Source organism: Kitasatospora sp. NPDC015121 (genome assembly GCF_055562955.1).
The window spans coordinates 80,469-98,698 of sequence record NZ_JBVHEH010000008.1 but is presented as its reverse complement, the minus strand read 5'-3'; the positions used below and the strand labels follow the sequence as shown (position 1 = coordinate 98,698).

The window sequence follows — 18,230 nt, the reverse complement described above, 5'->3', positions numbered from 1 at the left end:
CGGGAGGGGAGGGGGAGGGGCGGTCAGCCGTCGGAGCCGGCGTCGAGCGGGACGAGCAGCGGCGGGGGCGGGGACGGCAGGCGGTCGAGGCCCGCCCGCAGGAGCTCCAGCCACAGCACGGTGCGGGCCGCGACGCTGCGGTGCGCGGCGTCGTTGAACACGTCGTGGCGTCCGTCGGCCACCGTCACCGCCTCCACCGACGGCAGCCGCCCGGCCAGCCCCCGCAGCGCCCCGACCGGGGCGACCGGATCGGCCAGCCCGTGGAACGCCAGGACCGGCACCGCCGGACGGGCCGCGGCCGCCGCCCCGGCCAGCGCCGCGGGCACCGGGTCGAACAGGGCGCCGGGCCGGAACCCGGGATCCGCGGCCAGCAGACCCCGGTGGACGGGGCACGCCGTACGCGCGGACAACTCGTCCGGCACCCGTCCGGGCGTCCCGCCGTCCGGCAGTCCGGCCAGCAGCAGCCCGTCCGGTCCGACCTCCCCGGCCAGGGCCAGCGCCAGCAGCGCACCGGCGTCGGAACCCGCCAGCACCACCGGCCCGCCGTCCGGCTGCTCGGCCCGGGCCCGTGCGAACAGGACGGTCGGGGCGTCCGGGGCGTCGGGGTGGTCGCCGGGGACGAGGAGGCGGTAGCCGTCGACGGCCAGCCGGCGGCCGAATCGGGCGTACAGGCCGGGGTGCTCGCCCCGTCCGGGCAGCAGCACCACGGTGCCGCGGACGGCGACGCCGGGCGCCGGGTCCCAGTGGGCATCCGCGCGGGCGTCGGAGTCGGGCCGGGCGGTGGGGAGCGCGGGGAGCGCGGGCGCGGTCACCGGGCGCCGGCGGTGGCCGGGGCGGCGGCGGCCGCGTCGCGGTGGGCGACCTCCTGGCGGACCAGCGGCAGCAGCTCGCGGCCGTAGTCGAGGGCGTCGTCCAGCGGGTCGTAGCCGCGGATCAGCAGGGTGGTCGCGCCGATCTCCACGTAGTCCAGCAGGGCCTGCGCGACCGTCTCCGGGGAGCCCACCAGGGCGGTGGAGTTGCCCCCGGCGCCGGTGGCCCGCGCGGTGGCCGTCCACAGCGCCCGGTCGTGCCGGTCGCCCTTGGCGGCGGCGGCCAGCAGCCGCTGCGAGCCGACGTTCTGCGGCGCCGCGTCGGCGCCGTTCAGGGCCGTCCCCCGGCGCCAGCCGAGCGTGCTGCCGCGCTGCTCGATGGTGCCCAGGATGCCGCGGGCCCGCTCCCAGGCCTCCTCGTCGGTGCGGCCCAGGATCGGGCGGAAGGAGACGCTGATGCCCGGTACGTCGGTGCGCCCGGCGGCCTCGGCGGCGGCCCGGACCCGGGCGATCTGCTCGGCGGTCTCGGCCAGCGGCTCGCCCCACAGCGCGAAGGTGTCGGCGTGCTTGCCGCCGACCCGGTACGCGGCCTCGGAGGAGCCGCCGAAGTAGAGCGGGATCCGCGGCCGCTGCACCGGCCGGACGTCGGAGCGGAAGTCGGCCAGCCGGTAGTACGGGCCCTCGTGGTCGAACGGGGCGTCCTCCGTCCAGGCCCGCTTCACCACCGTCAGGTAGTCGTCGGTGCGGGCGTAGCGCTCGTCCTTGGTCAGGTAGTCGCCGTCGCGGCGCTGCTCGGCGTCGTTGCCGCCGGTGATGACGTGCACCGCGACCCGGCCGCCGGAGAACTGGTCCAGGGTGGCGAAGGTGCGGGCGGCGACGGTCGGGGCGAGGAAGCCGGGGCGGTGCGCGACCAGCAGGCCCAGCCGCTCGGTGTGCGCGGCGGCGAACGCCGCGACCTGGTTCGGGTCCGGGCTGCCCGAGGACTGGGCGATCAGGATCCGGTCGAAGCCGGCCCGCTCGTGCGCCTGGGCGAACCGGCGGGTGTAGTCGACGTCCACCACCGGGCCGGTGGCCGGGCGGGTCTCGGAGACGTCGTGGGTGGAGATCATGCCGACGAACTCGACGGGCATGGCAGTGGTCCTTTCGGGCGGAGGGGAAGGGCGGTGCGGTGGGGTCAGAGGGGGCGGACGCGGCCGAGGGCGGCGCGGCCCGCCGCGAGCAGGACCGAGTCGTCCTGCGGGGTGTGGACGCGGGCGCACAGCACGTCGCGCAGGTGGCGCTCCAGCGGGTGGTGGCGGGTCAGGCCGTGGTTGCCGACCAGGGCCACCGCCTGCTGGACGGCGTCGATCGCGGCCCGGGTGGCGAGCACCTTCGCGCCGCCCGCCTGCTCGGCGGCGCCCGGCTCGCCCGCGTCGACGGCCGCGGCGAGGGCGTCGACCAGCCGGTCGGCCCCGGCCAGGGCGGTCTCGATCTCGCCGACGGCGCTCTGGAACCGGGGCAGCGAGGCCAGCGGCGCGCCGAGGGCGCTCGGGGTGCGCTCGTGCAGGAAGCCGAGCAGCCAGTCCCGGGCGGCGCCGGCCACGCCCAGGTACAGCGCGGCCAGGCCGAGGCCGTTCCAGGCGCCGCCGACCGGGTCGCGGCCGCCGTCGGTGCCCGGGAGGACGAGCGGGGCGACCCGGTCGCCGGGCACCGGGACGGCGTCGAGGCGGACGTCGTCGCTGCGGGAGGCGCGCAGGCCCAGGTGGTCCCAGACCGGTTCGACGGTGAGGCCCGGGCTGCCGGCCCGGACCAGGAAGGAACCGACCCGGGGCGGGGTCTCGTCGGTCGCGGCCCAGACCAGCAGCCAGTCCAGCAGGTACGCGCCGGTCGAGTAGATCTTGTGGCCGGTCAGTTCCCAGCCGTCGCCGAGGCGGCGGGCGGTGGTCGCGGGCAGGCCGCCGCGCACCGGGCTGCCGAGCTCGGGCTCCACCCGTAGCGAGTTGACCAGGACCGGGCGGCGCGCGGACTCGGCGAGCAGTTCGGCGAGCGGCCCGGCCGGCCAGGACGGGGTGCGGGCCTCGGCGGCGTGCGTGAACAGCGTCATCGCGGTGACCAGTGCCACCGCCGGGTCGCCCGCGCCGAGCGCCCGCAGGATCCGCGCGGTGCCGGCCAGGCCGACCCCGGGGCCGCCGTGCCGGGCGGCCACCGTCGCGGTCAACAGGCCCGCGCCGTGCAGGAGTTCGAAGTCGGCGAGCGGGAGCTCGGCGTCCCGGTCGTGCGCGGCGGCGCAGGCGGCCAGGGCGGTGGTCACCGCGGGCAGCCCGTCCAGGGCGGGGGCCGGGAACCGGGGCGGGGCGGTGTCGGGCGGGGCGGGGACGTCGGACGGGGCGGTGGTGGTCATCGGACGGCCTCCGGAGGCGGATCGGTGTGCGGGCCGGGATCGGTGTGCGGGCCGGGGACGGGGATCGGGCCGGGGTCGGGGAGCAGGACGGGCGGGTGGCGGACGGTCACCGGGGGCGGGGCGCCGCCGTTCCAGCGTTCGAGCTGGACCGGGGCGTGCTGGCCGGTGCAGCCCTGGGAGAGGCGGGAGCTGGGCAGGTCGGCGGTCAGCGCGTTGGGGTTGCCGTGCGCGCACAGCGGCGGCTCGGTGCCGGGGACGGGGTCGAACCAGGCGCCGGTGGGCAGCCGGACCACGCCGGGGCGCAGCCGGTCGGTGAGCCGGGCCCCGGCCAGGCAGGCGCCGCGGTCGTTGAAGATCCGCACCAGGTCGCCGTCGGCGACCGAGCGCTCCGCCGCGTCCCGCGGGTGCAGTTCGACGGCCTCCCGGCCGGCCACCTTGTCGGCCAGGCTGGGCGCCCCGGTGTCGAGTTGGCTGTGCAGCCGGGTGGCGGGCTGGTTGGCGATCAACAGCAGCGGGTGCCGCCCGGCGGTGGCGGGGTCGGGGCGCGGGTCGAGCCAGGCGGGGTGGCCGGGGCAGTCGGGCAGGCCGAGTGCGGCGATCGCGGGGGAGTGCAGTTCGATCCGGCCGCTGGGGGTGGCCAGCGGGTGCCGGTCCGGGTCGGCCCGGAACTCGGCGAACAGGGTGCGCTCCTCGTCCTGTCCGGGCAGCCGCCACTCGCCGTCGGCCCAGAAGCGGTCGAACGGCGGCGGGTCGCCCGCGCCGTCCGCGCGCACCTGTCCGGCCCACTCCCCGTACAGGTGTTCCAGCCACTGGCGCGGGGTCCGGTCCTCGGTGAACTCCCGTGCGAAGCCCAGGCGTTCGGCGAGCGCGGCGAGGATCGCGTGGTCGTCGCGGGCCTCGCCGACCGGCTCGGCGGCGCGGTGCATGGCGATCAGGTGGGTGTCGCGGCGGCCGCCGCCGAAGTCCTCGCGCTCCAGCGCGGTGGTGACGGGCAGCACGATGTCCGCGTGCCGTGCGGTGGACGTCCAGTGCGGCTCGTGGACGACCACGGTCTCCGGGCGGGCGAAGGCCCGACGCAGTCGGCCCAGGTCCTGGTGGTGGTGGAACGGGTTGCCGCCGGCCCAGTGCACCAGCCGGATGTCCGGGTAGCGCCGGGTGCTGCCGTCGTACGGGTACTCCGCGCCGGGGTGCAGCAGCAGGTCGGCGATCCGGGCGCAGGGGATGAACTCCTCCACCGGGTTGGCGGGTTGGGGAAGGAACGGCAGGCGCAGCGCGGGCCCGGTGTCGCCGACGTCGCCCATCGAGCCGTAGCCGTGGCCGAAGCCGCCTCCGGGCAGGCCGAGTTGGCCCAGCGCGCAGGCCAACGCGAGTGCAGCCCAGACCGGTTGCTCGCCGTAGCGGGCGCGCTGCAGCGACCAGGTGACGGTGACCAGGGTCCGGGTGGCGGCCATCCTCCGGGCCAGGGCGCGGATCCGCTCCGCGGCCAGGCCGCAGATCGGCGCGGCCCAGTCGGCGTCCTTCGGCGTGCCGTCGGCCCGGCCGTCCAGGTAGCGCTCCAGCACCGGCCAGCCGCTGGTGCAGCGGGCGAGGAACGCCCGGTCGTGCAAGCCCTCGGCGACCAGGGTGTGGGTGAGGGCCAGCATCAACGCGGTGTCGGTGCCCGGGACGACCGGCAGCCAGTCGGTGGCCGGCCCGTCCGGCAGGTCGTCGCGCAGCGGGGAGACCAACGCCACCTCCGTTCCGGCGGCGGCCAGTTCGGCGAGGAACCCGGGCGTGGTGTGCCGGGTCACGCCGCCGGGCGTCACGTACACGTTCTTCGCCGGGACGCCGCCGAACGCGACCAGCAGCCGGGTGTGCCGGACGATCGTCGGCCACGAGGAGGCGGCCCGCAGCACCGTCTCGGCGTCCCCCACCACCCGGGGCAGCAGCACCAGCGAGGTGCCCAGGCTGTAGGAGTTCCGGGAGGCGGTGTACCCGCCGAACAGGGCCAGGAAGCGGTGCAGTTGGCTCTGCGCGTGGTGGAACCGCCCTGCCGACGCCCAGCCGTACGAGCCGCCGAACACCGCCTGCGGCCCGAACTCCCGCTTCACCCGGTCCAGTTCACCCGCGACCAGGTCGAGGGCCCGCTCCCAGGAGACCTCCACGAACGGCTCCCGCCCGCGCCCCGCGCCCGTCCCCGGCCCGCCGCGCAGCCAGCCCTCCCGGACGGCCGGCCGGCGCACCCGGGTGCGGTGGCGCAGCGACCCGGCGACGCCCGCCAGCAGCGGCGAGGGCGCCGGATCGTCCGGGTGCGGCTCGACCAGCACCCCGCCGGCGGGGCCCGGACCGGCCCGGAAGGCACCCCAGTGCGAGGTGGTGGGACGCGTGGACATGGCTGGTGGCTCCAGGATTCGACGGGGTGTCAGGAGAACGTGCGGACGAGCGGGTCGGCGGCGCGGTGGCAGGCCACCGTCCGGCCCGGGAGCGGTTCGGACCGCGCCGGGCGGTCCGCGCAGCCGGCGTCGGCGAACGGGCAGCGGTGCGCGAAGGCGCACGCGGAGGACGCCGGCCGGGCGGGCGCCGGGGCGCGCAGCCGCGCCAGTTCGGCCCGCCGTCCCGCCCCGCCGCCCGGCGCGGACGCCGCCAGCAGCGCCGTGTACGGGTGCAGCGGCCGGCCCAGCACGTCCGCCGCCGGCCCGCTCTCCACGATCCGGCCCCGGTACAGCACCGCCAGCCGGTCGGCGACGCCCGCCAGCGACTCCAGGTCGTGCGAGATCAGCACCACGGCGAGGTCCAGCTCACGGCGCAGCTCGTCGAGCAGCCGCAGCACGTGGTTGCGGTTGGAGGCGTCCAGCGCGGACACCGGTTCGTCGGCGAGCAGCAGGCGCGGACGGGTCACGATCGCCCGGGCCAGCGCGACGCGCTGGCGCTGCCCGCCGGAGAGCAGGCCGGGCCCGCGCTCGGCCAGCGCGTGGTCCAGGCCGACCAGGTCGAGCGCCTCCAGCACCCGCCGCCGCCGCTCGCCGACCGGGACGCCGGCCACCGCGAGCGGCTGGCCCACCAGCCGCAGCACGGTCAGGTCCGGGTCCAGCGACCGCAGCGGGTCCTGGAACATGTACTGCACCGCCCCGGCCCGCCGCGCCTCGCGCAGCGCCCGCCCGCGCAGCCCGGTCCGGTCCAGGCCGTCCACGGTGATCCGCCCCGCGGCGACCGGCGCCAGCCCGACCACCGCCCGCGCCAGCGTGGTCTTCCCGGAGCCGGTCTCCCCGATCACGCCGAGGACCTCGCCGGCCCGCACCTCCAGGTCGACCCCGTCCAGCACGGGCGCGCCGCGGTCGAACTCGACCCGTAGCGAACGGACTTCGAGCAGGGTGGTCATGGTCGGGTACCTCCGCGGGCGTGTGGTGGGTGTTCTGGTCCGAAGCGGCACGGACCTACCGGTGGGCTCCGGCGCGCAGCAGTTCGGGCCCGCCGTTTCCCGGGCCCCTGACGGGAGCCCCTGACGGGAGCCCCTGACGGGAGCGCCGGGCGGGGGTGCCGGGCGGGGTCTCAGCGGGGCTTGAGGCAGCGGACCCCGCGGTCGTCCCCGCCGGGCGTCAGGGGGATCGGGGCGAGGGTGCACTCCGGGGCCGCGTAGGCGCAGCGCGGGGCGAAGCGGCAGCCCGGGGCGGGGGTGCCGGGGGCGGGGGGACGGCCGGGGATGACGGGGAAGCGGGTGCGGGCACCCGGGCCGAGGCCGGCGACGGCGAGCAGCGCCTCGGTGTAGGGGTGGGCGGGGGCGGCGACCACGGCCGCGGTGGGGCCCTCCTCGACGACCTCGCCGGCGTACAGGACCAGCAGCCGGTCGGTGGCGTCGGCGACCACGGCGAGGTCGTGGCTGACCAGCAGCAGGCCGAGGCCGCGCTCCGCCCGCAACCGGGCCAGCAGGTCGAGCACCTCGGCCTGGACGACGGTGTCCAGCGCGGTGGTGGCCTCGTCGGCGACCAGCAGGTCCGGGTCGCCGCTGACCGCGATGGCGATCAGCACCCGCTGCAGCATGCCGCCGGACAGCTCGTGCGGGTAGCGGTCGTACACGGCCTCCGGGTCGCGCAGGCCGACCGAGTCGAGGAGTTCGACGGCGCGGCGGCGGGCGTCCGGTCGGGACAGGCCGCCGTGCACCCGCAGCGGTTCGGCGAGTTGGCGGCCGACGGTCAGCGAGGGGTTGAGGAAGGAGCCGGGGTCCTGGAAGACCGCGCCGAGCCGGGCGCCGCGCAGCCGCTGCCAGCCGCGCCCGTCCAGGCCGAGCAGGTCGGTGCCGTCCAGGGCGAGGGTGTCGGCGTCGGCGCGGACGCCGGGCGCGGAGAGCCCGAGGACGGCCCGGCAGGTCAGCGTCTTGCCGCTGCCGGACTCGCCGACCAGGCCGACGGACTGCCCGGCGAGGACGGTGAAGGACACCTCCCGGACGGCTTCGGCGGCGCCGTGGCCGACGGTCACCCGCAGGCCCTCCACCTCCAGGACGGGGCTCCCCGGGGCGGGGCGGTCAGACACGGACGCGCTGGTCATCGCGGGCCTCCTCCGGCTCTCGCAGCGGGGACGGGACGGGTTCCGCCGCCGGGGCGCCGGGCGCGGACCCGGCCGGGTCGGCGTCCCGCAGCGCGTCGGCCAGCAGGTTGAGCGCCCCGACGGTCAGCACGATCAGGGTGGTGGGGACGACCGGGGCCCACGGCTGCTGGGCGAGGAAGCCCAGGTCGCTGGCGAGCATCCCGCCCCAGGTCGGTGCGGGCGGCTGGACGCCGATGCCGAGGAAGGTCAGCGAGGCGACCGTGAGCAGCGCGGTGGCCAGCGCGTGCGCCGTGGTGACGGCGAGCGTCGGCAGCACCTTGCGCCACACGTGGGTGCGCAGCACGGTGAGCCGTCCGGCGCCCATCAGCTCGGCGGCCTCCACGTACTGGGCCCGGTCCAGGCCGAGCGCCGCCGCCCGGGCGACCCGGAAGAACAGCGGCGCGAGCAGCACGCCCAGGGCCAGCATCGCCTGGTGCAGCCCGTTGCCGAGGACGCCGACCGCGGCGATCGCGAACAGCGTGAACGGCAGCGTCATCAGGGCGTCCACGGCGCGCAGCGAGATCCAGGTCAGCGGGGCGGAGAGGCGCACCGAGACCAGGCCCGGGAGCACGCCCAGCAGCAGCGCGGTGCCGACCGCCTCCGCGGCCGCGGCCACCGACAGGCCGGTGCCCGCGAGCAGCCGGCTGAGCACGTCCCGGCCCAGGTAGTCGGTGCCCAGCGGGTGGCCGGCGCCGGGCCCCCTCAACAGCCGGGCGGTGTCCTGGGCGAGCGGGTCGAACGGGGCGAGCCGGCCGCCGAACACGGCGAGCAGCACGACGACGGCCAGCACCGCCAGCGAGGCCCGCGCCACCGGGCGGCGCAGCGCCGCGCTCACCGCGCACCCGCCGGGCGGCGGCGGGCGGCCGGGTTGAGCGCCAGCAGTCCGGCGTCCACCGCGAGGTTGGCGACCAGCACCACGGCGACGGTCACCAGCAGGGTGCCCTGGATCACCGGGACGTCGTGCTGCTCGGCGGCCCGCAGCGACAGCTGGGCGATCCCCGGCAGGTTGAAGATCCGCTCGGTGACGACGGCGCCGCCGATCAGCATCGGCACGCTCATCCCGAGCACCGTCACGGCGGGCCCGGCGGCGTTGCGCAGCACGTGCCCGAACAGCACCCGGCGGCGCGACAGCCCGCGCATCGTCGCGCCCGTCGCCCAGTTCTCGCGCAGCGCGCCGACCAGCGAGGTGCGCAGCTGCCGGGCGATGCCCGCCGCCGCGTCCAGGCTCAGCGCCAGCGCGGGCAGCAGGGCGAACCGCAGCCACTGGGCCGGGTCCTGCTCCAGCGGCACGTAGCCGCCCGAGGGCAGCAGCCGCAGCTGCACCGACACCAGGGTGATCAGGCCGATGGCGACCACGAACGCGGGCAGCGTGCCGAGCAGGGTGCACAGCGCGGTGACCGACCGGTCCAGCCGGCTGCCGGGGCGCAGCGCGGCGGCGATGCCCCCGGCGGCGCCGAGCAGGACGGCCAGCAGCAGCGCGAGGCCGGCGATCGACAGGTCGACCGGCAGGGCGGCCGCGATCGAGTCGCCCACCGGCAGGGTGGTGAACCAGGAGCGGCCCAGGTCGCCCCGGACGGCGTGCCCCAGCCAGCCGCCGAACTGCGCCCACAGCGGCCGGTCCAGGCCGAACTCGTGGTCGAGGCGGGCGATGTCGGCGGGCGTCGCGGTCTCGCCGAGCACCGCCGCCGCCGGGTTGGCGTCGGAGACCGCGCCGAGCCCGAAGGTGAGCAGCGAGGACAGCAGGAAGACGGTGGCGGCGGAGGCCAGCACCCGGCCCAGCGAGCGGGGAGCCCGGGCCGCCCGGCGCGCCACCCACCCGGCGGCCCGCGCTCTCGCGGCCGGGAGCGCCGCGCTCACGCGACGCTCACCCCTTCGAAGCGCTGCACGACGGTGAACGCCGGGATCGGCGAGACCGACTTCCGCCGGGCCAGCAGCCGCGGCACGCTGTACAGGAACACGTTCGGCATGGTCCGCACCGCCAGCGCGGTCGCCGCCTGCAGCGCCTTCGGGTAGTCCGGCGAGTCCAGCGGGGTGCGCGACACCTGCTGGACGGCCGCCTTCAGCTCCGGCGGGGTGGTGCGGCCCGGGTTCATCAGGCCCTGCTCGCCGAACAGCACCTGGAACGCCTGGGCGGCCGAGTCGCGGCCCGCGAACTGGTCGGTGAACAGCGCCTTGGAGTGCTGCACGTAGACGATCTGGGTGGCCTGCGCCGCCGGGATCACCTCGATGTTCGCCCGGATGCCGACCTCCTTCAGCTGCGCCTGCAGCTGCTCGGGCAGGCCCTGCGCGGTGGTGGTGGTCAGCGTCAGGTCGACGCCGTCCGGGTGCCCGGCCCTGGCCAGCAGCGCCCGGGCCTTGTCGGGGTCGTAGCGGAACAGGTCCGCCGAGGCCGGGTCGTGGCCGACGTACCCCTTGGGGAACGGCTGGTAGTTGACCTCGCCGTGGCCGAACAGCTGGGTCTTCACCAGGGCCTCGCGGTCGATCGCGTACTTCAGCGCCTCGACCACGTCCGGGTTGTCGAACGGCGCCCTGGTGGTGTTGACGTCCAGCACCGCCACCACCAGCGACGGGATCTCCTGCACCTCCAGCCCGGCGGCCCTGGCCGCCTCGACCTGGCTGCCGGGGATCTGCGCGACGTCGAACTGGCCGGACTGCAGGCCGCCGACCACGGTGGCGGCGTCCGGCAGCGGGTAGACCTCGAAGTTCTCCAGCCTGATCGCCCCGGCGTCCCAGTAGCGCGGGTTGCGCCGGAGCACGGCCCGGCTGTTCTGGACGTAGGAGACCAGGCTGAACGGGCCCGCGCCAGCCGGCTTGGCGGCCAGCGCGGCGGCGTCCGACTCGAAGGCCCCCGGGTTCACCACCAGGCCGGTCTTGCCGGCCAGCAGGTTGGGCAACTGGTAGTCGGGGGAGGCGAGTTCGAGCACCACGGTGGTGGCGTCCGGGGCCAGCACCTGCTTGACCTGAGTCAGCTGCGGGGCGACCAGCGACTTCGGTTCGGTGCGGCCTCGGTCCAGGCTCTTCTTCACCGCGGTGGCGTCCAGCGGCGTCCCGTCCTCGAAGACCAGGCCGGGGCGCAGGGTGAAGGTCAGCCTGGTGCCGTCGGCGTCGTACGTCCAGCCGGTGGCCAGCGCGGGGACGGCCTTCCCGTTCTCGTCGAGCTTGGTCAGACCGGCGTACACCAGGGACAGCACGTGCACGTCCCAGCCGGCCGAGGAGAACACCGGGTCCCACGAAGTGGGCAGCGCCCAGCCCCACTTGAGGGTTCCGGAGGAGCCGGCGGCGCCGGTCTGCGCGACGGTGGCACCGCCGCACGCGGCGAGGGCGAGCGCGGTGCCCGCCCCCAGGCCGAGGCCGAGGAAGGAGCGTCTGGCGAGGGAGGGGACGGAGGAGGGCAGGGCGGAACGGGTCATGACTGGGCGTCACCTTTCACGGCGCGGGGGTGCCCGGGTGCGGGCGTCGACGCGGGCGGGCCGCGGACGGCGGGAGACGGGCACGACGGTGCGGCGGGGCACCGGCGGGGGAGAGGGGTCGGCGGCCGCCGCCCGGTCACGGGCGGGGCGGTTCACCGGGAGAAAGGGGTCCGGGAACGGCGGGCGGAGCCTGCCGTGCGGCGCGGCGGGGCCGCGTTCCGGGGGCCGCGGGCGGTCGGGGCCGCCGGCGGAGGAGGGCGCTCAGCGACAGAGGTCGCTGCTGGTGCGCCGGAAGTCCACGTAGCGGCACACCACGTTGGGGTGCGTCGAGAGCATGCCGCCATCCTGTCGGGCGGTCGGGGCCGGTGTCAATGGACACCAAAAGGTGTCTGTTTGATCGGCCGCCCGCCGCGCGCTCGGCCGGAGATCAATTCGTCGGCAGCGGAAGGAAGGTGACGGGACGTCAGGCGGAAGGAGTCGGATGGAGCGCGTCCGGAACGTCTCAGGATGCGGAGAGTAGCGGTGAGACGGCGGCCTCCTGCGGCGACAGGTACAGCGGGCCGCCCGCGGTCTCCACCGTCACCGCGCCGGCCGGTGGACCGCCCGGGGCCTCCGGCGCCGTCAGGCTCCCGCAGCGGCGCAGCAGTTCCTCCGCTCCCGGCCCGCCGTCCACCGCCACGGGCAGCCCCGGGCACACCTCCCGCGCCGCCGCCAGGTACTCCGCCGGCGCGCGCCAGCCCGGCACCACCCGGCAGCCCGCCGGGCCGCGGAACAGCAGCGTGGGCAGCGCGTAGCGGTGCCCGCCCGCGATCTCCTTCGCGCCGCCCGGGTGCGGACCCGGCCCGCGCAGCCCCACCACCTCCGGCCGCGGCGCCCGGGTCTCCGCCCGGTCCCGCGCCACCCGCTCCCGCACCGGAGCCGAGGCCGCGGCCGCCGCCAGCCCCGCCGCGTCCAGGCCCGGCACACCGCGCAGCGCCGCCGCGATCCGCTCCGGGGTGTCGGCCGGCTCGCCCCGGACGAACGCCGACTCGCGCAGCCGCCGCAGCACCCGCTCGGCCACCTCGGGGCCCTGCCGCTCCGCCGCCGCGGCCGCCAGCGAGGCGGGCCAGCTGCTCGCCGCCACCCAGCGCAGCCGGGCCGCCCGCGGCGCACCCGTGTGCCCCGACACCCGGGCCACGAACTCCCCGTACCAGGCGGCCTCCGCGTCCGGGTCCGGTGCCGGCTCCTCGTCGTCGTCGAAGAGGATGCCGAACACCCGCCGGTGCGCGGCCGCCCCGGCCAGCGCCCGGCGCAGCGCCCGCAGCGCGGGCTCCGAGCCCCAGGCCCACGGGCAGAACGGGTCGGTGAACTCGACGACCTCCAGCAGCGCTCCGCCGTCCGGCCCGAGGGCGCCGTCCGGCCGACGGGTGCCGCCGCCGGTCGTGCTCCCGCCGCCGGTCGTGCTCCCGCCGGTCGCGCCGCCGCCGGTCACACCGCCTCCGGGAGTGGCCGGGGCGCGGGGCGCCGGGAGCGGCGCACCAGCGCGGCCACCGTGGTGCCCGCCAGCACCTCCCCGGCGCGCTCCTCGACCTCGCGCCAGATCCCCGGCAGCGCGTCGGCCGGCCCCGGGTAGGCGAGCCCCGCCAGCGGCTCGCCGCGGAGCGTGATCAACTCCCCGTCCACGGCGCGCACCACGTCGAGCAGCGTGATCTCCGCGGCCGGGCGGCCCAGCCAGTAGCCGCCCTCGCAGCCGCGCTGGCTGCGGACCAGTCCGGCCCGGCGCAGGTCGCCGACCACGGACTTCAGGAACCGGAACGGGATCTCCTGGGAGGAGGCGATCGCCTCGCAGGTGAGCGGACGCCCCGTGTCGCACGCCAGCTCCACCAGCGCGCGGGCGGCGTAGTCCGCCTTCGCGGAAATATGCATACCCCGAAGTATCCACCGGGCCGGGCGATCATCAAGTCCCCACCGGAGCAGCCGTTCCGGCACCCCGGACGAAAAGACACCTCTTGACATCCTTTTCGGGCCGCGCCTAGCGTTCCCCACGATCCGCGCACCCCCGCCGACGTGTTCCCGGCGCCCCCGCCGCCGTCCGCCCGGGGGCCGTGCGCCCCCGCCGTCCGCCACCCTCCACCACCGGGAGAGCCCGTGTCCGCCGCACCGCACCACCCCGCCCCGGCGACCGACGGGCCCGGGCCCACCTGCGCCGGCGAGGGCTTCCACCCGCACCTGCCCGCACCGGACGCCACCGGCCCGTCCGCCACCGCCCCGCTCCGCGCCCGACTGCACCACGTCCGGGCCGGCGCGCTCGACGGCGACACCGCGCAGAGCGGCGGCATGCGCAGGTTCGCGGCGATCAGCGGACGCACCGTCGGCTCGGAGAAGCTCTGGATGGGCCAGACCCACGTCGCCCCCGCCACCGCCTCCTCCGACCACCACCACGGCGAGTCGGAGACCGCGATCCACGTGGTCAGCGGACACCCCGAGTTCGTCTTCCTGGACGACTCCGGCGGGGAACCGGTCGAGGTCAGGCTGCGCACCGGCCCCGGCGACTACGTCTTCGTGCCGCCCTACGTCCCGCACCGGGAGGAGAACCCCGACCCCGAGCACGAGGCCGTCGTGGTGATCGCCCGCAGCACCCAGGAGGCGATCGTGGTCAACCTCCCCGGCCTGCGCGCCGCACCGCCCGCCACCCCCTGACGACCGGCAGCGGTCCGGGGCCGTCCGGGGCCGTTCGGGGGAAGCGGGGGTTCGGGGGACGGGGGACGGGAACCGATGGCGGATGGACGTGCTCGCCGTGGTGTTCGCCGTGTTCGGGGCCGCTTCCAACGCGGCCGGGACCGCCTTCCAACGGAAGGCGGCGGCCCGGCTGGACCGGGGCGGGGGATTGCGGTTCCTGCTGGTGCTGGCCCGGGACCCGGCGTGGGTGGCCGGGATCGTCGGGGTGGCGGGGGCGGCGCTGTTCCAGGCGCTGGCACTCGCCTTCGGGCCGCTGGCGCTGGTGCAGCCGGTGTTCGTGCTGGAGCTGCCGTTCGCGCTGCTGATCGCCGCGCCGCTGCTGCACCGCCGGATGCCGGCCGCCGGATGGGCGGGCGTCGCGGCGGTGGTCGGCGGACTGGCGCTGTTCCTGGGCTGCGCGGCCCCGTCCGGCGCCGAGGACCAGGCGCCGATGAGCCGTTGGACGCCCGTCCTGGTCGGCTGCCTGGGCGCGATGGCGCTGTGCGTGGCGGTGGCCCGGGGCCGGGGCCCGGTGGTGCGGGCCGGGGCGCTCGGCACCGCCGCCGCGATCGGCAACGCGCTGACCGCCGCCCTGCTGAAGTCCGCCACCGGCACCTTCTCCGACCACGGCCTGCCCGCCTTCCTGACCGCCTGGCAGACGTACGGCTTCGCGCTCACCGGCATCGCCGCCGTCCTGCTGCTGGAGAACGCCCTCCAGGCCGGCCCGCTGGTGGCCTCCCAGCCCGCGCTGACCATCGGCGACGCGGCCGTCAGCCTGCTGCTCGGCGTGGTGCTGTTCCGGGAGACGATCCGCACCGGCTGGCTGCTGGTCCCCGAACTCCTCGCCGCCGCCCTGGTGGTGGCCGGCGTGCTCACCCTGGTCCGGGCCGTCCCGAACATCCGCGACACCGCGCACTGAACACGCCCGCCCGGAACCGTGCCGCCGGCCGCGGCGTCCGTCCTTCTCGACGGCGGCCGGGTGATCATGGCCGTCGGCCGACGCCCTGGGAGGAGCGCCGTGACGGACGAGGGTACGCCGGAGAACAGGCCGGTGGCGGGGAAGAGGCGTCGGTGGCGGCGGGCCGTCCCGGTGGCGGGCGGGGTGCTGCTCGCGGGGCCGGCCGTGCTGGTGGCGGCCCGGCTGCTCGGCTGGGACGACGGCACCTGGTGGGCGCTGCCGATGGCCGGGCTGCCGTACGCGGCACTGCTGTGCGTGGCGGTGCTGGCGGTGGCGGCGGCGCTGCGCCAGCGGTGGCTGGGCGGGGTCGCGGCGGTGCTGGTGCTGGTGCAGCTGTGGTGGCTGGTCCCCCGGTTCGTCCCGGACGGGCACGACGCCCCGGCCGGCGCTCCCCGGCTGCGGGTGGCGACCAGCAACAACTACATGGGGCAGGTCTCGCCGAAGTCCCTGGTCGACCTGGTGCGCGAGCAGCGGATCGACGTGCTCGCCGTCGAGGAGCAGAGCGACTCCGCCGCCGCCGCGCTGGACGCGGCCGGCATCCGCGAGCTGCTCCCGCACCGGGAGCGCCCGGCCGGCCAGGACACCGCGCTCTACACCCGGCTGCCGGTCGGCGCCGCCGCCGACCCGGCCTGGCCGTCCGTCAACCTGACCGTCCAGGTCGGCGGCCGCCCCGTGCAGATCGTCGCCGTGCACACCTACTACCCGCTCGGCGACGCCCGCCGCTGGGCCGAGGGACTGCACGCGCTGACCGCCGCCGCGCCCGGGCGGACCGGCAACGCCGTCCTGCTGGGCGACTTCAACGCCACCCTCGACCACAAGCCGATGCGCGACCTGATGGACACCGGCCTGTCCGACACCCACGAGGAGCTCGGCGCGGGCCTGTTCCCGACCTGGCCCGAGGACCACCCGGACTTCCCCGGCGTCCCGCCGGCGATCCAGATCGACCACGTCCTGCACGGCTCCGCGCTGACCGCCGTCGCCGTCTCCGAGCACGCCCTGCCGCGCAGCGACCACCGCGCCGTGGTCGCCGAACTGGCGCTCGGGTAGCGGGCGGTGGGAACACGCGGGAGCCGGGGGCGGCCCCACACCGCGCCCGGCTCCCCTCCCCGCCCCCGGCCGGACCCCCACGGCCGCCGGGAGGCCGGTACCGCTACCCGGCGGGCGTGATCAGCCTGTAGGGCCCGTCGTAGCGGTGGCACAGGACGTTGCCGCGGCCGGTCGCGGCGTCCGTGAAGAGGACGAACGGCAGGCCGCTGAGGTCCAGCCGCCCCCGGGCCCGGTCCGGCGTCAGCACCGGCACGCCCAGCCGGCTCACCACCAGCCCCGGCGGCGGACCGGCCGAGGCCGGCCGGTAGCCGCCCGCGCTGCCCCGGTAGACGACGCTCTTGCGGCCGCTGTCCACGTCCGTGAACAGGTGGAAGTCGTCGTCCATCGCCTCCGGTTCGCCCACCGCGTCGAGCGGCGTGCAGCGCGCCGGCCCGTAGCTCTCGTGCCGCACCAACTGCTGCTCCGGGCTGTGCCGGTGGTGGTGCAGCCGGGCCAGCCGCGCGGTGAACCGGTCCTGCAGCAGGTCGACGGCCTCCCGCATGGTCGCCGCCGCGACCTGCGCCGGCGACGGCCGCGCCACCGCGTGGTTCGCCTCCCGGACGAGCCGCACCCGCACCGCGAGCACCGGCTCGTCCAGCCGCTCCAGCACGGCCGCGACCTTGCCCCGCGCGTACTCCGGCGGGCCCGCGCTCACCGTGCCGCGCGTCTCCACCGGCACTTCGGCCCCGGGACGGGTCCGCGGACGGTTCATCGGCTTCTCCTCTCCCGACCTCTCCCGATCCCGACGGCCTCCACTCTGCTCCGCCCGCGCGGCCGGGCCGAGGGCCGAACGGTCCCCTCCGGCGGGTCGGTCGGCCCCGCGCCCGAGCGGTGCCCGGCGCGGCCGGACCGGGCAGACTGGGGAGGTGACAGCCACTCCACTCGCCAAGGGCGCGAACCTGCCGCTCGACACCACCGCCGTCCGGGCCCGACTCACCCGGCGCGCCGGACCGGACACCCCGGGGGCGGCCACCGCCGCACTGCTGCTCGGCGCCGACGGCGGACCGCGACTGCTGCGCGCCGGGGAGGCCGCGACGGGCGTCGCGGTCCGGCCGGACGGGGTCGACGTCGACCTGGCGGCGCTGCCGCCCGGCGTCCAGCGGGTGCTGCTGCTGGCCGTCTCGGACGGGGCCGGGCTCGGCGCCGTCCCCGGGCTGGCGCTGCTGCTCGACGACGCCCGCAGCGGGGCCGGACTGGTCAGCTTCGACCCGGGCGCGGGCGCGGAGACCGTGCTGGTCTGCGGCGAGCTCTACCTGCGCGACGGCCGCTGGAAGTTCCGTGCCGTCGGCCAGGGCTGGACGGACGGCCTGGCCGGCCTCGCCGTCGCGCACGGGTTCACCCTCCGCGAGCCGACGCCCCCGACACCGCCGACGCCCCCGACACCGCCGACGCCCCCGACACCGCCGACGCCCCCGACACCGCCGACGCCCCCGACGCAACCGCTGCCCCCGACACCCCCGACGCCCCCGACGCAACCAGCGCCCCCGCTGCCGCCCGAGCCCGCCGCGCCGACGGCGGAGGAGCAGGCGCTGCCCGTCGACATGCGCAAGCGGCTGACCCTGCGCAAGCAGCAGGTCGCGGTCAGCCTGCGCAAGCACGGCGCCCAGCACCTCGTCGCCCGGGTGGTCCTGGTGCTGGACGCCTCCGGCTCGATGAGCGCGCTCTACCACCGGGGCGTGGTCGCCGACGTGGTCGAACGGATGGCCGCCGTCGCCGCCCAGCTCGACGACGACGGCACCCTGCAGGCCTGGACCTTCGCCAGCAATCCGGCCCGCCTCCCCGACCTGCGGCTGGCCGACCTCCCGGACTGGCTGCGGCTGCACGTCCGGGTCGGCGAGATGTCGCTGTTCGGCCGCCGCCGGATCCGGCCGCCGCTGCCCGACGGGCGGGTCGACATGAAGGCCGTCGGGATCCAGAACGACGAGCAGAAGGTGATCGCCCAGGTCCGCGCCCACGTCCGGGAGAACCCGGCGGACGCCCCGACCCTGGTGCTGTTCTTCTCCGACGGCGGCGTCTACCGCAACGCCGAGATCGAGCGCGAGCTGCGCGCCGCCGTCGAGGAGCCGGTCTTCTGGCAGTTCGTCGGCCTCGGCCGGGGCGACTACGGCGTCCTCGAACGCTTCGACAGCCTCCCCGGGCGCCGGGTCGACAACGTGGGCTTCTTCACGGTCGACGACATCAGCACCCTCCCGGACCCGGAGCTCTACGACCGCCTGCTGTCGGCCTTCCCGCAGTGGGTGGCGGCCGCCCGCCGGGCGGGGATCCTGCGGTAGCCGGAGGCGGAGCCGGAACCACCGGCGGCCGAACGGCGCGTCGGGACGGCGCGTCCG

The 18,230-nt window shown here is 77.3% G+C and carries 16 protein-coding genes; 4 read left to right on the top strand and 12 right to left on the bottom strand.

All coding sequences use genetic code 11. The features are described from left to right. Positions 1-23: 23 nt before the first annotated feature. The 11 genes from ACZ3J7_RS13770 to ACZ3J7_RS13720 all read right to left on the bottom strand — a co-directional run bounded on the left by ACZ3J7_RS13770 (position 24) and on the right by ACZ3J7_RS13720 (position 13,064). Positions 24-812 carry an alpha/beta hydrolase gene (locus ACZ3J7_RS13770; protein ID WP_465620159.1) on the bottom strand — a complete coding sequence of 263 codons (789 nt, stop codon included), beginning with the start codon at positions 810-812 and terminating at the stop codon, positions 24-26. Continuing rightward, positions 809-1,939 carry an LLM class flavin-dependent oxidoreductase gene (locus tag ACZ3J7_RS13765; protein WP_465620157.1) on the bottom strand — a complete coding sequence of 377 codons (1,131 nt, stop codon included), beginning with the start codon at positions 1,937-1,939 and terminating at the stop codon, positions 809-811. Before ACZ3J7_RS13765 ends, ACZ3J7_RS13770 begins: the two co-directional genes overlap by 4 nt. A gap of 44 nt (positions 1,940-1,983) precedes the next feature. After that, positions 1,984-3,189 carry an acyl-CoA dehydrogenase family protein gene (locus tag ACZ3J7_RS13760; RefSeq protein WP_465620155.1) on the bottom strand — a complete coding sequence of 402 codons (1,206 nt, stop codon included), beginning with the start codon at positions 3,187-3,189 and terminating at the stop codon, positions 1,984-1,986. Beyond that, positions 3,186-5,561, bottom strand: coding sequence for a molybdopterin-dependent oxidoreductase (locus tag ACZ3J7_RS13755; RefSeq protein WP_465620154.1), 2,376 nt, complete (start codon positions 5,559-5,561; stop codon positions 3,186-3,188). Before ACZ3J7_RS13755 ends, ACZ3J7_RS13760 begins: the two co-directional genes overlap by 4 nt. A 29-nt stretch (positions 5,562-5,590) precedes the next feature. Further along, the gene (locus tag ACZ3J7_RS13750; protein ID WP_465620153.1) at positions 5,591-6,547 is read right to left on the bottom strand and encodes an ABC transporter ATP-binding protein; all 957 of its coding nucleotides are present in this window, start codon (positions 6,545-6,547) and stop codon (positions 5,591-5,593) included. A gap of 170 nt (positions 6,548-6,717) precedes the next feature. After that, positions 6,718-7,710 carry an ABC transporter ATP-binding protein gene (locus ACZ3J7_RS13745; RefSeq protein ID WP_465620150.1) on the bottom strand — a complete coding sequence of 331 codons (993 nt, stop codon included), beginning with the start codon at positions 7,708-7,710 and terminating at the stop codon, positions 6,718-6,720. Then, complete coding sequence (locus tag ACZ3J7_RS13740; protein WP_465620147.1) at positions 7,688-8,584, bottom strand: ABC transporter permease; 897 nt, start codon at positions 8,582-8,584, stop codon at positions 7,688-7,690. The genes ACZ3J7_RS13745 and ACZ3J7_RS13740 overlap by 23 nt, the downstream gene beginning before the upstream one ends. Continuing rightward, entirely contained in the window at positions 8,581-9,606 is a 1,026-nt protein-coding gene (locus tag ACZ3J7_RS13735) for an ABC transporter permease (RefSeq protein ID WP_465620146.1), read from the bottom strand. Before ACZ3J7_RS13735 ends, ACZ3J7_RS13740 begins: the two co-directional genes overlap by 4 nt. Then, complete coding sequence (locus tag ACZ3J7_RS13730) at positions 9,603-11,159, bottom strand: ABC transporter substrate-binding protein (RefSeq protein WP_465620144.1); 1,557 nt, start codon at positions 11,157-11,159, stop codon at positions 9,603-9,605. Before ACZ3J7_RS13730 ends, ACZ3J7_RS13735 begins: the two co-directional genes overlap by 4 nt. A gap of 502 nt (positions 11,160-11,661) precedes the next feature. After that, positions 11,662-12,525, bottom strand: coding sequence for a hypothetical protein (locus ACZ3J7_RS13725; RefSeq protein ID WP_465620535.1), 864 nt, complete (start codon positions 12,523-12,525; stop codon positions 11,662-11,664). A gap of 101 nt (positions 12,526-12,626) precedes the next feature. After that, on the bottom strand, positions 12,627-13,064 hold the full coding sequence (locus ACZ3J7_RS13720; RefSeq protein WP_465620142.1) for an RrF2 family transcriptional regulator: 438 nt from the start codon (positions 13,062-13,064) through the stop codon (positions 12,627-12,629). 222 nt (positions 13,065-13,286) lie between these two features. Here ACZ3J7_RS13720 and ACZ3J7_RS13715 point away from each other — a divergent pair, with 222 nt between their 5' ends. The 3 genes from ACZ3J7_RS13715 to ACZ3J7_RS13705 all read left to right on the top strand — a co-directional run bounded on the left by ACZ3J7_RS13715 (position 13,287) and on the right by ACZ3J7_RS13705 (position 15,861). Then, positions 13,287-13,838: a cupin domain-containing protein gene (locus ACZ3J7_RS13715; RefSeq protein ID WP_465620140.1), complete on the top strand. Its 552-nt coding sequence runs from the start codon at positions 13,287-13,289 to the stop codon at positions 13,836-13,838. Positions 13,839-13,920: 82 nt separating this feature from the next. Further along, positions 13,921-14,775, top strand: coding sequence for a DMT family transporter (locus ACZ3J7_RS13710; RefSeq protein ID WP_465620138.1), 855 nt, complete (start codon positions 13,921-13,923; stop codon positions 14,773-14,775). A 99-nt stretch (positions 14,776-14,874) separates the two neighbouring features. After that, positions 14,875-15,861, top strand: coding sequence for an endonuclease/exonuclease/phosphatase family protein (locus tag ACZ3J7_RS13705; RefSeq protein WP_465620136.1), 987 nt, complete (start codon positions 14,875-14,877; stop codon positions 15,859-15,861). 103 nt (positions 15,862-15,964) lie between these two features. Here ACZ3J7_RS13705 and ACZ3J7_RS13700 read toward each other — a convergent pair whose 3' ends face one another. Continuing rightward, entirely contained in the window at positions 15,965-16,612 is a 648-nt protein-coding gene (locus ACZ3J7_RS13700) for a sigma 54 modulation/S30EA ribosomal C-terminal domain-containing protein (RefSeq protein ID WP_465620134.1), read from the bottom strand. Between the two features lie 154 nt (positions 16,613-16,766). Between ACZ3J7_RS13700 and ACZ3J7_RS13695 the strand changes: the two genes are divergently transcribed. Next, entirely contained in the window at positions 16,767-18,173 is a 1,407-nt protein-coding gene (locus ACZ3J7_RS13695; protein ID WP_465620132.1) for a vWA domain-containing protein, read from the top strand. The last annotated feature ends 57 nt before the right edge of the window (positions 18,174-18,230 follow it).

Excerpts from the sequence above, each read along its gene's own strand:
- ACZ3J7_RS13765 (WP_465620157.1), bottom strand. The coding sequence starts at position 1,939 with ATGCCCGTCGAGTTCGTCGGCATGATCTCCACCCACGACGTCTCCGAG.
- ACZ3J7_RS13760 (WP_465620155.1), bottom strand. The coding sequence starts at position 3,189 with ATGACCACCACCGCCCCGTCCGACGTCCCCGCCCCGCCCGACACCGCC.
- ACZ3J7_RS13755 (WP_465620154.1), bottom strand. The coding sequence starts at position 5,561 with ATGTCCACGCGTCCCACCACCTCGCACTGGGGTGCCTTCCGGGCCGGT.
- ACZ3J7_RS13750 (WP_465620153.1), bottom strand. The coding sequence starts at position 6,547 with ATGACCACCCTGCTCGAAGTCCGTTCGCTACGGGTCGAGTTCGACCGC.
- ACZ3J7_RS13745 (WP_465620150.1), bottom strand. The coding sequence starts at position 7,710 with ATGACCAGCGCGTCCGTGTCTGACCGCCCCGCCCCGGGGAGCCCCGTC.
- ACZ3J7_RS13730 (WP_465620144.1), bottom strand. The coding sequence starts at position 11,159 with ATGACCCGTTCCGCCCTGCCCTCCTCCGTCCCCTCCCTCGCCAGACGC.
- ACZ3J7_RS13720 (WP_465620142.1), bottom strand. The coding sequence starts at position 13,064 with ATGCATATTTCCGCGAAGGCGGACTACGCCGCCCGCGCGCTGGTGGAG.
- ACZ3J7_RS13710 (WP_465620138.1), top strand. The coding sequence starts at position 13,921 with ATGGACGTGCTCGCCGTGGTGTTCGCCGTGTTCGGGGCCGCTTCCAAC.
- ACZ3J7_RS13700 (WP_465620134.1), bottom strand. The coding sequence starts at position 16,612 with ATGAACCGTCCGCGGACCCGTCCCGGGGCCGAAGTGCCGGTGGAGACG.